The organism is Streptomyces sp. UW30 (assembly GCF_008042075.1).
In the GTDB taxonomy this organism is placed as follows: Bacteria; Actinomycetota; Actinomycetes; order Streptomycetales; family Streptomycetaceae; genus Streptomyces.
On record NZ_RDBN01000002.1, the window covers coordinates 1 to 12,567 of the forward strand.

At 71.9% G+C, this 12,567-nt stretch carries 11 protein-coding genes and 2 pseudogenes; 3 read left to right on the forward strand and 10 right to left on the reverse strand.

What is annotated here, in order from left to right:
* Nucleotides 1-193: 193 nt before the first annotated feature.
* Nucleotides 194-1,318, forward strand: a pseudogene (locus EAO75_RS46940) (ABC transporter ATP-binding protein); the annotation flags it as partial.
* 247 nt (nucleotides 1,319-1,565) lie between these two features.
* Nucleotides 1,566-2,537 (forward strand): annotated as a pseudogene (locus EAO75_RS01265) (ABC transporter ATP-binding protein); the annotation flags it as partial.
* 22 nt (nucleotides 2,538-2,559) lie between these two features.
* On the opposite strand, the gene EAO75_RS01270 reads toward EAO75_RS01265, so the two are convergent.
* The 5 genes from EAO75_RS01270 to EAO75_RS01290 form a co-directional block, all read right to left on the reverse strand.
* Entirely contained in the window at nucleotides 2,560-2,745 is a 186-nt protein-coding gene (locus EAO75_RS01270) for a hypothetical protein (protein WP_030948256.1), read from the reverse strand.
* 153 nt (nucleotides 2,746-2,898) lie between these two features.
* Nucleotides 2,899-3,588 carry a DUF899 domain-containing protein gene (locus EAO75_RS01275; protein ID WP_147993172.1) on the reverse strand — a complete coding sequence of 230 codons (690 nt, stop codon included), beginning with the start codon at nucleotides 3,586-3,588 and terminating at the stop codon, nucleotides 2,899-2,901.
* A gap of 81 nt (nucleotides 3,589-3,669) precedes the next feature.
* Nucleotides 3,670-4,851: a cytochrome P450 family protein gene (locus EAO75_RS01280; RefSeq protein ID WP_147993173.1), complete on the reverse strand. Its 1,182-nt coding sequence runs from the start codon at nucleotides 4,849-4,851 to the stop codon at nucleotides 3,670-3,672.
* Between the two features lie 24 nt (nucleotides 4,852-4,875).
* Nucleotides 4,876-5,091, reverse strand: coding sequence for a hypothetical protein (locus EAO75_RS01285; RefSeq protein WP_147993174.1), 216 nt, complete (start codon nucleotides 5,089-5,091; stop codon nucleotides 4,876-4,878).
* A 117-nt stretch (nucleotides 5,092-5,208) separates the two neighbouring features.
* The gene (locus tag EAO75_RS01290; RefSeq protein ID WP_147993175.1) at nucleotides 5,209-6,573 is read right to left on the reverse strand and encodes an amidohydrolase; all 1,365 of its coding nucleotides are present in this window, start codon (nucleotides 6,571-6,573) and stop codon (nucleotides 5,209-5,211) included.
* A gap of 180 nt (nucleotides 6,574-6,753) precedes the next feature.
* On the opposite strand from EAO75_RS01290, the gene EAO75_RS01295 reads away from it, so the two are divergent.
* Nucleotides 6,754-7,713: an endonuclease/exonuclease/phosphatase family protein gene (locus tag EAO75_RS01295; RefSeq protein WP_147993176.1), complete on the forward strand. Its 960-nt coding sequence runs from the start codon at nucleotides 6,754-6,756 to the stop codon at nucleotides 7,711-7,713.
* 185 nt (nucleotides 7,714-7,898) lie between these two features.
* Here EAO75_RS01295 and EAO75_RS01300 read toward each other — a convergent pair whose 3' ends face one another.
* The 5 genes from EAO75_RS01300 to EAO75_RS46425 all read right to left on the reverse strand — a co-directional run.
* Nucleotides 7,899-9,812: an FUSC family protein gene (locus EAO75_RS01300; RefSeq protein ID WP_147993177.1), complete on the reverse strand. Its 1,914-nt coding sequence runs from the start codon at nucleotides 9,810-9,812 to the stop codon at nucleotides 7,899-7,901.
* A gap of 171 nt (nucleotides 9,813-9,983) precedes the next feature.
* Nucleotides 9,984-10,763, reverse strand: coding sequence for a nucleotidyltransferase domain-containing protein (locus tag EAO75_RS01305; protein ID WP_147993178.1), 780 nt, complete (start codon nucleotides 10,761-10,763; stop codon nucleotides 9,984-9,986).
* A 52-nt stretch (nucleotides 10,764-10,815) separates the two neighbouring features.
* Entirely contained in the window at nucleotides 10,816-10,995 is a 180-nt protein-coding gene (locus tag EAO75_RS01310; protein WP_147993179.1) for a hypothetical protein, read from the reverse strand.
* Nucleotides 10,992-12,122, reverse strand: coding sequence for a hypothetical protein (locus EAO75_RS01315; RefSeq protein WP_147993180.1), 1,131 nt, complete (start codon nucleotides 12,120-12,122; stop codon nucleotides 10,992-10,994). Before EAO75_RS01315 ends, EAO75_RS01310 begins: the two co-directional genes overlap by 4 nt.
* A gap of 35 nt (nucleotides 12,123-12,157) precedes the next feature.
* On the reverse strand, nucleotides 12,158-12,567 hold a 410-nt coding region (locus tag EAO75_RS46425; RefSeq protein ID WP_222723910.1), incomplete at its 5' end, for a hypothetical protein.

Here is a 12,567-nt window from a genome sequence, read left to right on the forward strand (position 1 = left end):
CCGACACCCTCGACTCACCGGCATCACTCTGCTTTGCCACCGCTCATCCCCCCGACGCCACCGCCCCCGCCATAGTGGCCCTTCGTCACGAGCGGCGTCGGGGGGATGAGCGGTGGCAAAGCAGAGTGATGCCGGTGAGTCGAGGGTGTCGGAGTCGGAGCGGCTGCTCTTCGGCGGGCCCCTGCGGTACGACATGGGGTGGAACCAGCATCGGGACGCCTTTCTGGAGCTGAACTTCCGGGCGATGGTGACGCGGTTGCCGTCGCTCCTCGCGTCGAGCTTCCGGCTCGCCTGGCAGGCCGATCGGCGGGCCGCGCGGACCGTGCTCGTGGCCGAGGTGGCCCGGGGACTGGCGCAGGCGGTCGGGCTGCTCGCCGTGAACAGCGTGCTGGGGCGGCTGTTCGAGGGTGGGGAACTGGAGGGGCGGTTACGGGGCGCCGTTCCCGCGCTCGTCGCGATGGCCGCCGTGATGGTCGTGTCGACGCTGCTGCGAGCCGCCTCGACGTACGCCACCGGGCGTCTGGAGCCCAAGGTGGAGCGCGTGGCGACCGAGCTGTATCTGGAGCGGGCGGCTGCCGTGGAGCTGGCCGCGATCGAGGATCACGCCTTCCACAAGCTGCTGGACACCGCGCAGTACGGCGCCGCGTCCGCCCGCCGCATGATCTCCTACAGCGCCCGTGTCGTGAACGCGGCCATCTCGCTGATCGCCGCGGCCGGTGTGCTCACCGTGCTGCACCCCGCCCTGCTCCCGCTCCTCGCCACCATGACGCTGCCCAGCGCCTGGAGCGCACTGACCAACGCCCGGCGCCGCTACGAGTCCTTCCACACCTGGGTGCAGCACGCCCGCGCCGGCCATCTGATCAGCGGGCTGCTGACCGAGCCCGCCGCCGCGCCCGAGATCCGCGTCCACGGCGTCGGCCCCTTCCTGCTGCGTCACTACCGGGCGATGTCCGAGACGGCAGAGGCGGAACAGGCCCGCCTTGCCCGGCTCGCCGCGCGCACGGGGCTGATCGCGGCAGCGTGGACGGGACTCGCGACCGTGGCGACGTACGCGACGCTGGGCGGGCTGCTGCTCGCCGGTGCCATGGCGCTGTCGGTGGCGGGTACGGCCGTGATCGCCATCCGTACCGGGTCGTCCAGCCTCGACAGCCTCGTCCTGGAGGTCAACGCGCTCCACGAGGAGGCGCTCTTCGTGGGCGATCTGCAGCGGCTGTACGTCGAGGCGGCCGAACGGGCGATTCCGGTCGGCGGCGCCGCCCTGCCCGAGGACCCACGGGAGATCCGCTTCGAGAACGTCAGCTTCTCCTACCCCGGCGAGCAGCAGCCCGCCCAGCGTCGCGTACGTCGCCACGGTCGCGAGTCCCGTCCACGCTGCCGCGATCAGCCCCGTGCGCGCGGCGAGCCGGGCAAGGCGGGCCTGTTCCGCCTCTGCCGTCTCGGACATCGCCCGGTAGTGACGCAGCAGGAAGGGGCCGACGCCGTGGACGCGGATCTCGGGCGCGGCGGCGGGCTCGGTCAGCAGCCCGCTGATCAGATGGCCGGCGCGGGCGTGCTGCACCCAGGTCATGGCGCTGTCGGTGGCGGGTACGGCCGTGATCGCCATCCGTACCGGGTCGTCCAGCCTCGACAGCCTCGTCCTGGAGGTCAACGCGCTCCACGAGGAGGCGCTCTTCGTGGGCGATCTGCAGCGGCTGTACGTCGAGGCGGCCGAACGGGCGATTCCGGTCGGCGGCGCCGCCCTGCCCGAGGACCCACGGGAGATCCGCTTCGAGAACGTCAGCTTCTCCTACCCCGGCGAGCAGCAGCCCCCCGCCCTCGACGACGTCACGCTCACCCTCCCCCTCGGCCGGATCGTCGCGCTGGTCGGCGAGAACGGCTCCGGCAAGACCACCCTGGTCAAGCTGCTCGCCGGGCTCTACACCCCGGACCGGGGCCGCATCCTGTGGGACGACGTCGACGCGGCCGGCGCCGACCGGCACCAACTTGCCGAGCGCATCGCGATGGTGGCCCAGGACTTCAAGCGCTGGCCGTTCACCGCCCGGGTCAATGTGGCGGTGGGCCGCTCCTCCGTGCCCCTCACCGAGGAACGCCTGGCCACCTCGGTCACCGAAGCCGGTGCCGAGGAGGTGGTCGCCGATCTGCCGCGCGGCCTGGACACCCTGCTGGCCCGCCAGTTCAACGGCGGGCACGAGCTGTCCGGCGGTCAGTGGCAGCGGCTCGGCATCGCCCGGGCCGCCTACCGGCGCGGCCGCATCCTGATCGTGGACGAACCGACGGCGGCCCTGGACGCACGGGCCGAGCTGGAGGTCTTCGAGAAGATCCGCGCCCTGGCCTCCACCGGGCAGACGGTCGTCCTCATCACGCACCGGCTGGCGTCCGTCCGCCATGCCGACCTGGTGCACGTCCTCGACCAGGGCCGGCTCGTGGAGTCCGGGACTCCGGACGAACTGCTGGCCACCGGCGGGGTCTACGCCGAGCTGTACTCGCTCCAGGCCGAGCAGTTCACGACGCGGGTGCCCGCACCCAAGGCCGGCTGACCGGCACGCCTGCGTCCGAGGCTCACGCGGCGGCGTCCACCGCGCCGTCACCGCGGACGATCACCAGGAACGCGTCCGTCGCGAGGTCCATGACGACCTCGGCGGGCAGTCCCTCCATGCGCCGCGCGTGAGCGAACTCCTCCGCCGGCCACGATCCTCGCGGCCCGCCCGCGGGAAAGCGTTCGAGCACTGTTCGCCCGTTCACCATCCTGACCTCCGATAAGCGTCGTACTTGTAGGAGTTAACGCCTGCTGGAGGTGAATCGCCTCGCTCAGTGACGGGACTGAGACGTAGTTGACACTCGTTCACCGCGATGTGTGAGCATTCGATCACGCTCAATGATCAATCGCTACGCCTCGTGTCAGTCGTCGTACTCGTCGTGATATCGGATACGGTCGCTGCCCGCAGGCGCCCCCAGATCCGACGCGCGCCCCTTGGGCTCCTCCCACTCCTCCTGCCGGCCCAGCGCCGTGAGGTCGAGGAAGCCGGTGGTCGAGCCGAGCCCGTCCAGTCCGCGCTCGTACGTCGAGTAGGTGTGGAAGACGCGGTCCCGGTCCCGCAGGAAGCAGCTGACCCCGGGCCGCTCCACCGGCTCGCCCTCGTGCTCCAGGGTCACCTCGAAGTCGTGGTTGAAGTCGGTGCCGTACGACGAGAACCAGGGAAGCGTCCAGCCCATGCGTGCCTTGAACGGCAGGATCTTCGTGAACGGCGCCCGGGAGACGGCGACAAGTGTCGTCCCGCGGGCCTTGAGGTGCGCCAGATGCCCGATCTGGTCCAGGAACCCCGAGCAGCTCCTGCACCCGGCGTCCCATTCGGGGGCGAACATGAAGTGGTAGACGACGAGTTGGTGCCGCCCCTCGAAGAGGTCGAGCAGGGTCGCCTTGCCGTCGCCGCCCTCGAAGACGTACTCCTCCTCGACCTCGACCATGGGCAGTCTGCGCCGCTCGGCGTTCAGCACGTCACGCGCGCGTGTCGCCGCCTTCTCCTTGACCAGCAGTTCCTCACGCGCCGCGCGCCACTGCTCGCGCGAGACGATCTCCGGAAGCGACATGGGCGCCCCTCCTGTGCAACGGTCCCTTCCGGGTGGTGACCGGTGGGAGGAGCGGAACTCATCGCCGGGGCCGAAGAATTCTCAGGAGATTTTCTCGGAGTACGTCACCGGCAGCGCGAGCAGGCCGCGAGCGCGCAGTGAGCGGCGCCATCGGATGGCCTCGTCCTGGAGGGCGAGTTCGGGGAACCGCTCCAGCAGCGCGGTCAGGGCGATCTCGGTCTCGGCGCGGGCCAGCGGCGCGCCCAGGCAGTGGTGGACGCCATGGCCGAGGGCGAGGTGTCCGGAGGCGTCGCGGGACAGGTCGAGACGGTCGGGGTCGGGGAAGCGGGCGGGGTCGCGGTTGGCGGCGGCCGGGGACAGCAGGACGGTCTCGCCGGCCGGCACGGGGACACCGCCGATCGTCATGTCCTCGGTGGGGAAGCGGCGGATGGCGAGGAGGGCGGGGCCCTCGAAGCGGTGGAACTCCTCCACGGCGGCCGCGATGCGCGCGGGGTCCTCGCGCAGGGCGGCGAGCTGCTCGGGATGCTGCAGCAGTGCCAGCACCGCGTTCCCGATGAGCTGCACGGTGTTCTCGTACCCGGCGAAGAGGATCAGGAAGGCGAGGGACATCAGCTCGTCCTCGCTGAGCCGGTCGCCCTCGTCGCGGACCGCGATCAGGTCGGACAGCAGGTCGTCGGCGGGCTCCTTGCGCTTGTCGGCGAGGAGCCGGGTGAAGAACCCGAGCATCGCGACAACTGAACTCTTGGCGGCCTGCGGTCGCGCCGGGTCCGGAGCCACCAGGGCGTCGGTCCATTCCCGGAAGTCGCGCCGGTGCCGGTCCGGGACGCCGAGGAGGTCGCAGATGACGGTGATGGGCAGGGGCGCGGCGTAGGAGGCGATGAGGTCGGTGGTGCCGTGCGGGCCGAGGGCGTCGAGGAGACGGTCGGCGGTCTGCCGTATGGGCGTGCGGAGTTGATCCACGCGCCGGGTGGTGAAGGCGCGGCCGACCAGGCGGCGGATGCGGGTGTGGTCGGGCGGGTCCATGTTGAGGAGGTTGGCGTCGAGGGCGGGCGGAAGGGCGAGGCCGCGATAAGTGCCGGGCGCCGCATGCCGTTTGTCCAGCGACAGCCGCGGGTCGGCGAGAGCCTCGCGCACATCGCCGTACCGGGTGACGAGCCAGGCGGGGCTGCCGTCCGGACCGGCGATCCGGTGCACGGGGGCGACCTCTCTCAGGCGCCGGTAGACGTCGTACGGGTGGTCGATGAGGCCGTCGGCGGGATCCATTCGGATCAGCCTAGTGCCGGACGGTCAGGGGCTGCCCGACTGCGTCACCCCCTGCGCGAGTTGACCGACCACGTCCGCGACGCCCTGCCCGAAGGCGGTCGGCGCGACCAGGACGCCGAACACCAAAACGATGGCCACGGTCAGCTTCTCGTCGTTACGGCTCCGCGCCTCGGTGCGTCGCCCGAGCCGCAGGACGATGATGACTGCGAGCAGCACCGCCACGTTGATCGTCAGCTCCACCCGGCCGGCCTCCCGTCAGACAGGTTTGCTCCGGCTTACCTGTGTACCGTGAAACCAGCCTGCTCGACCGACCAGCTGCCAGTGGTTGGCGGCAAATCGCTTCTGTGAGACCGGTTCTCAGGCGTCGTACTCCTGGATCCGCCTGCCGTGACTGCGGTCCAAGAGCGCGGGCATCCGCTCCCCCAACTCCCTTACGACGGCGGGCACATCGATCGTCAGCAGTTCGCGGTCGCGCATCAGGACCCGTCCGTCGACGATGGTCGTGCGCACGTCGCCGGAGCGGGCGCTGTGGACGAGGGTGGCGGCGAGGTCGTGCACGGGCTGGGTGTGCGGGCCGGTGAGGTCGACGAGGATGATGTCGGCGCGCCGCCCGGGTGCGAGGGTGCCGAGCGTGTCACCGAGTCCGACGGCCCGGGCGCTCTGGAGCGTGGCGTGGTGCAGGGCTTGACGGGACGTCAGCCGGCGCGGGTCGCCGGACGTCGACTTCTGGATGAGGGCGGTCAGGGCCATCGACTCCCACACGTCGAGGGAGTTGTTGGAGGCGGCGCCGTCCGTGCCGAGGCCGACGGGGATGCCGATGTCGTGCAGGGCGCGTACGGGTGTGGTGGTGGGCCAGGCGAACTTGAGGTAGCCGCGCGGGGCGGTGGCGACGGCCGTACGTCCCTCGGCGGCTTCGAGCAGCGGCAGGTCGCTGTCGAGGATGCCGGTGCCGTGGGCGATGAGGACGTCGGTGTCGAGGATCCCGGTGCGCCTCAGCACCTCGATGGGGGTGACGCCGTGGCGGGCGAGGCTGGTCTCGGCCTGGTCGCGGTTCTCGGCGGCGTGGAGATGGACGGGCAGGCGGTGGTCGCGGGCGAGTTCGGCGGTGGCGGCGAGGTCGGCGTCGTCGACGGTGTAGGGGGCGTGCGGGGCGAGGGTGGTGGTGATACGGCCGCCCGCGCCGCCACGATGCCGCAGCGCGAACTCCAGTGATTTCTCCCGCCCTTGGGGCCCCTGGGAGGAGAAGTAGGCCTCGCCGAGGTGGGCGCGGATCCCGCATTCGTCCACGACGGCGGCGACGGCGTCCATCGAGAAGTAGTGGTCGGCGAAGCAGGTGACCCCGCCCCGGATCATCTCGGCGCAGGCGAGCCGGGCACCCAACTCCACGTCCTTCTCACGGAGGTTGGACTCGATCGGCCACACGACGTCGTTGAACCACTCCTCCATGGGCAGGTCCTCGGCGACACCGCGCAGGGCGACCATCGGAGCGTGGGTGTGGCAGTTGACGAGGCCGGGGAGGGCGACCTGACCGGTCGCGTCGAGACGCTCGACGGCGGGCAGGTCACGTACGGCGTCGGCGGTCGTGACGGCCTCGACGACTGCGTCGCGTACGACGATCGCGGCGTTCTCCTCGAACCCGATCCGCTCTTGATCGTCGTGCACGAGGACCGTGCAACCGGTGATGACGAGGTCGGCGGGAGCTTCTGCGGGAGACGGCGTCATCACGCCAACGTACGACGCGGTCGTCGGGTCGCGTGAGGTGAACCGCGCATCCGGTCAGGGGTCTGTCGCACGGACCTGACACCCGGGCAGGCTGGCCTCGTCACGGCCTGCCCGACGGCCGCACCCGGCCCGCTCGGCGGCTTCGAGGCCTACGGCTTTGGCTTCTGAAAGGAGCCCGGCATGCTCCTCGGCACCTGGAACCTCGAGAACCTCTACCGGCCCGGCGGCGAGTTCGGCCCCAAGGACAAGGCGGCGTACGAGACGAAGCTCGCGGCGCTCGCGGCGACGGTCACCGCTCTCGACCCGGCGCTGCTCGGCGTGCAGGAGGTCGGGGACCCCGAGGCCCTGCGGGACCTGACCGGGATGCTGACCGGCGACTGGCATGTGGCGCTCTCCGAGCACGCGGACGGCCGGGGTATCAGGGTCGGCTTCCTCAGCCGCACGGCGCTCCGGGTCCTGCACGACACCTCCGCCTTCCCGCAGAAGCTGATCCCCGTGCAGACGGACGACCGGGGCGGCGCGGTGTCGGAGTCGGGCCGGGGCTTCCTCGCGGTGGAGACGGAGCCGCAGACGGGGTCCGGAGCGCTGCGGGTGGCGGTCGCCCACCTCAAGTCGAAACTGCTGTCGTACCCGGGCAACCGCTTCAATCCCCGGGACGAGGGCGAACGGGCCCGCTACGGCGCCTACGCCCTCTACCGCCGGGCGGCCGAGGCGACGGCGCTGCGCGCGCTGGCGGACGTACTGCTGGCCGGTGACGGACGCGCGCGTGACGTGGCGCTTCTGGGCGACCTCAACGACGAGGTGCAGGCGGCGACCACCCAGATCCTGCTGGGCCCGCCCGGCTCGGAGATCGGCACGCCCGGCTTCAAGGTGAAGGACAACGGTGACGCCGTCCGGCTGTGGAACGTGGCGCCGCTGATCCCGGCCGAGCAACGCTTCTCGCGCGTCAACTCCGGGCGGCGCGAGCTGATCGACCACATACTCTGCAGCCACCGTCTGATCCAACGGGTGACGGCCGCGGGGGCAGGGGTACCCGGGGCCGGTGCGCCGCAGTTGCCGTCGGTGGGGGCGGATCCGCAGGAGCGGCGGAGCGAGGCGGGGTCGGACCATGCGCCGGTGTGGGTGCGGATCGGCGGCTGAGGCCCAGGAGGTGTCGTGGGGTCGATCCCGGAGCGCCTCCCCGGTCACCGGGGGCGAGGCCGAGGTTCTCCACCGCCCGGGCGACTTCCCGGACGGGTCCTTCGGGCGGGTTCGCGACGGAGGTGCGGCAGGCGGCGACCGGTGCCGGTAACCGCCTGGTCTGCGTACGGGCGATCGCGCCCACGTCAGCCGGCGAGGGGCATGCGGGGCACTTCGGGGGCCTCGGGGATCCGTAGCCCGACCCGGTCGCGCTCCTGCGCGAACTCGTCCAGCAGCTCGGTGAGCTGGGCGGCGTGCGTGAGGGTGAGCCGGCCGGAGTCGTCGAGATGGACGGCGCACGCGGTCGTCGCGTCGACGAGCCGTTCTAGGGTGGCGACGACCTCGTCCGCGCCCTGCGCGTGCCGGGCGAGCGCGGGGAGTTCGGCCGAGGCGAGGGCGATGGCGGTACGGGCTTCGGCGAGCGCACGGTAGGCCTCGCGGCGCAGGGTCCAGCGGACGGAGCGGGCGGGGCCCCCGGCACCGGTGTCGGCGCGGCCGTCGGACTCGCGCAGAACATGGTCGAGGTAGGCGTACGCGGCACGCCCCGCCGCGCCGAGCCGAGCCCGTACGCCCCCGCCCCGCTGTCCCGGCATCGGCAGATGCCCGACGACGAGCACGATCGCGCAGGCCAGCAGGGTCTCCCCGATCCGGCTGGCGGAGGCCTGCGGCTCGCCGCCCACCATCACCAGGGCGAGCACGAGCACGGTCACGACGGCGGTCTGGGCGGCGAAGTGCCGGGTGGCCACGGGAATGAGGGCGCCGCTGAGGGCCACGAGCGCGATGAGCCCTTCCGGCCGGGGCAGCACGGCCGCGAACCCGGCGAAGAGCAGGGCTCCCAGCACGGTGCCGGCGGCTCGGCACAGCACCCGGGACACGAGCGGCCCGAGGTCGGGCTTGACGAGGAAGACGGCGGTGGCCGGGAGCCAGTACCAGTGCTCGTGCTGCCCGTACCACTGGGCGTGGTGCAGGGCCTGGGCGATGCCGGCGCTGGCCCCGAAACAGAGGGCGACACGCAGCCCGTACTCCCGCCCGCCGGCCCCGAACAGGGCCCGGACGAGATCCCCGGCCGTACGACGCCGGGTGTGCAGGTCGCCGTCGCCCCTGCCCCGGTCGAAGGCCTCGGCGGCGTGCAGCAGGGCGTCGTCGAGGGCGCGCAGGGCGGGCGCCGACCGGGAGGGCGCGGGGAGGGGCCCGGTGTGGGTGTTGCCGCGTACGGCGGCGGCGAGGCGTCGAGGCCCCTCGGCGGAACGGGAAGGCGCCGCCTCCCCGGCCCAGGCGAGCGCGGTGGCGGCCTCGGCGAGCGGCAGGGCCGCGGCGTACTGCGCGTGCAGCCGCCGCTCGGTGGACGAGGAGGCGTACCGCCGCAGCCGGGGTCCGGTGAGGGCGTCCTGGGCGTGATCGAGGGCGGCGGTGAGCGCGACGCGGCGGGCGGTGGCACGGTCGGTCCCCACCGCGTCGAGCAGCTCGGCGACGGCGTCGTACACCGCCGCCACCGCATCCCGCTCCCCGTCGAACCGGAAGTCGCCGACGAGGGACCCGGGCGTCGGCAGCGCCAGCCGGAGCGAGAGCAACCAGGCAGCACCGCCGAGATAGGCCGCGGCCCGCACCCACCCGCTCTCGGGCAACGGCATCCCGGCCCCGATGGCAGCGGCGACGAGCAGCTGCGTACCGGCACCGGAGGCGACGGGCCCGACGGCACTGATGCCTCCGGCGACGAGCCCGAGCCCGGTGAGCACGAGCGTGAGCGGCACGGCCCCGAGGTGATCCCCGGCATACGTCCCGACGAACAGCCCGGCCGCCCCCACGGCGGCGGGCACCCCGAGCCGCTTGACGGAGCCCCGACGGCTGCCGGGGCGGTCGTTGATCCCGGCGAGCATGGCAGCTATGGCGGCGACGACACCGAGGGAGGTACGACCGACGAGAACGGCGCCCAGCAGCAACGGCCCCGCGGCCAACGCCCCTCGCGTGACCGCACTCCAGGGAACCGGTCCCCGTTGCGCACGCAGGGCGTGTTCAAGCCAGGGCGGAAGGGCAAGGGCCGGACGTACGGGGCGGGACACAGGGCTCCTGTCGGGACGAGGGCGGTGTGCGGGTGCCTTCGGGCGACGGTGGCCGGGCGGTGGGGGGCCGTGACGGGCGCGGCCTGTGGTGTCCACGGTAGGGGTGGGTCTTGGTGGTGAGGGGGCGTTCGGGTTTCGGGGATGTGACGATGCTTGGAAACGGCACGTTCTTTATGAACGCAATTCGCAGGCGCAGCGCTTGGCGAACAACGTCTCCGCGTCGGTGATCGCTCGCAGCAAGGCCGTCGGCTGCGGCTGCACCATCCCGAGGATCGCGTCCACTCCACGGAGCCCGGCCCGCTCCAGCAGCCGCTTCTCGTTCGTCACCCACTCCCCCCGCCCCGCCAGCACCGCGTGCCCCGTCTGCACGGCGGCCGTGGCGAGCGCGCCTACGGTCTCGGTGAGGCGGCCTGCCGGGGCGTGGTTGGCCTTGGCGTACGCGAGGGTGGCCTGGGCAGTGCCGTACCAGCGCTCGCACGCCGCGCGGTGCAGCTTCTCCGGGTAGGCGGACGGCCTCGGCAGCGCACCCCGCAGCACCCGATTGATCGCCAGCTCCGCGACGACCAGGTAGCTGGGAATCCCCGCGAGATGGAACATCAACGGCTCCACCCGGAACCGCCCCTCCTGCGCCTGCGCCAACTCTCGCTCCACCACATCGAGATCGCGGTAGTGAACGTCCACCCGCCGCCCCTCGATCGTCAGCCACGCACCGCCGTTGAAGACACCGCCACCCCAGCCGCCGACTTCGGAGACCTCGCCTTCCCAGCCGAGGGCGCGGAGGTCGGCGGGGTCGAAGGGGCCGCGGTAGTAGACCGCGAGGTCCCAGTCGCTGTCGGGGCGGTGGGTGCCCTGAGCGCGGGAGCCGCCGAGGGCGACGGCGCGGACGGTGGTCAGGGAGGCGAGGCGGTCGGCGGTGGTGTCGAGGAAGGTGGCGTCGTCGTGGGAGGGCATGCGTGCAGCGTAGGTATCCGGCTGTGGTGGTTCCACCTGGAGGAACGCGTCGTCAGGAGCCGCAGTCCCGGCCGGCGTCGCACTGCCAGCCGGAGAAGCCGCCTTCGCGGGGATGGTCGATGTCGTCGTCGAACTGGACGAACCCCCAGGCCACCCAGGCGATGAAGGCGATGCAGAGGCCGAGCCCGGTCCACAGGGCCAGCTTCTTCAGCAGCGTGTGACGGTCCTTCACGAGCGGGCCGTCATCTGGTCGGACGAGCCGGACACGTCGAAGTCCTGGGCCATGCCGGAGGTATGGAGATGGGCGATGTCGGCCTGCTCCAGGTCCATGCCCATGGGGCCGGGCCCACCGCCGGACACCGTGGCGCGGTGCTCGCTGGGGATGCCCCAGTCGTAGCGCTTCTTGACCTCGACGTGGTACTTGATCTCGTCGCCCTCCTTCTCCCCGACGAGACGGTACTGGAAGTGGTTGAGGGCGTAGTACCACTCCATGCTGCGGTCCCCGTCCGCGGGATCGGGGGCGGTGGAGGACCACTCGGTGGTGAACGGCCCGTCCCCGCGCTTTCGGACGTCGTTGTCCAGCGTGCCGTCGACGTCCTTCCGGAAGGCGGGAATGTCGTTCATCATCTGCTGCGGCTCGACCTCGACGGGCTTTCCGCTGCCGTCCAGATAGTGCTGGACCAGACCGGCGGCCGTCGGCCAGTCCTTCATGACGGCGAAGTACGCGGCGACGTTGTTGAGCTGGTTGTAGACCTGCCGGTCCTTGGCGGTCGGCTCCACGATGCCGAACTGCCGGTTCTCGGACTCGAAGTTGCCGACCGTGCCGAAGATCACCTTGAGGCTCTTCGCCAGCCAGCCGTCGTCCTCGGTCGCGTCGTCGAGCAGCCCGCGCACCCGCGTTTCCAACGAGTCGGCGGTCCTCCTGCGCTCGTCGAGCATCTTCGGGGTCTCGGGGTCGTTCGGGTCGTACATGACCTCCCACTCGACGGTGCCGGAGTCGGTGATGCTCATCCCCTCGGTCAGCGCCTCCCGCTGGAGGTTCTCGGCGCGCAGCTTCAGGCCCGCGAGACCCTTCACGCCGCCGCGGCCGGTAGCGCCGTCGGCCTCCGTGTCCAGGAACTGCCGCAGCGCCCTGACCTCTTTGTCCAGCGCGTCGATGTCCAACTGGATGCGGTCGCAGTAGTCCTGCGCTGCGCGGCCGCCCTCGCCGCGCCAGTGATCCTCGTGGAGGGGTTTCACCACGTCATCGTGGAAACCGGTCCGGGCTTCCGTCAGCTTTCGGTGGACTGTCGCCCACTCGTCGGCGAACGTCTCCAGTCCGGCGACGTCGAGTTGCAGCAGTGCGTAGAAGCCGGGCATGTCCTGTCCCCGTGTTCCGGTGCGGTCGGTGATCCTCAGGAGAACTGTGAGGCGGTGCGCGTCTCGTTCGCGTCGTAGGCGTCCGCGCTGAGGCGGAAGTTGGCCGCTGCCTGGTCGAGCCGCTGCACCACGAACTGGTTCAGCGCCTCCCAACGGCCTTCGAGTTCGTCGAGACTGCTGGTGAACTGCCAGCCGCCGGCCGCGCGGGCCAGGTCCCCGTTCGCGTCCTCGGCCACGCCCCGCGTCTTGCGGATGATTTCGGAGGCCGTCTCGCAGTCATCGGCCCGCCTGCGGAGGAACGACGAGGTGACACCGAGGTCCGGGTCGGTACCCCAGGGCGCCGGCGGGGTGGGACTGGGGTTCGGCGAGGGCGACGGCTCCGGGCTCGGCCCCCCGCCGTCGGAACCCGGTCCGGAAGGCGACGGGCTCGGGGTGGGGCCAGGGG

Coding starts and splice junctions, on each gene's coding strand:
- EAO75_RS01295 (WP_147993176.1), top strand. CDS start 6,754: ATGCTCCTCGGCACCTGGAACCTCGAGAACCTCTACCGGCCCGGCGGC.
- EAO75_RS01280 (WP_147993173.1), bottom strand. CDS start 4,851: ATGGATCCCGCCGACGGCCTCATCGACCACCCGTACGACGTCTACCGG.
- EAO75_RS01275 (WP_147993172.1), bottom strand. CDS start 3,588: ATGTCGCTTCCGGAGATCGTCTCGCGCGAGCAGTGGCGCGCGGCGCGT.
- EAO75_RS01305 (WP_147993178.1), bottom strand. CDS start 10,763: ATGCCCTCCCACGACGACGCCACCTTCCTCGACACCACCGCCGACCGC.
- EAO75_RS01315 (WP_147993180.1), bottom strand. CDS start 12,122: ATGCCCGGCTTCTACGCACTGCTGCAACTCGACGTCGCCGGACTGGAG.
- EAO75_RS01270 (WP_030948256.1), bottom strand. CDS start 2,745: ATGGTGAACGGGCGAACAGTGCTCGAACGCTTTCCCGCGGGCGGGCCG.
- EAO75_RS01290 (WP_147993175.1), bottom strand. CDS start 6,573: ATGACGCCGTCTCCCGCAGAAGCTCCCGCCGACCTCGTCATCACCGGT.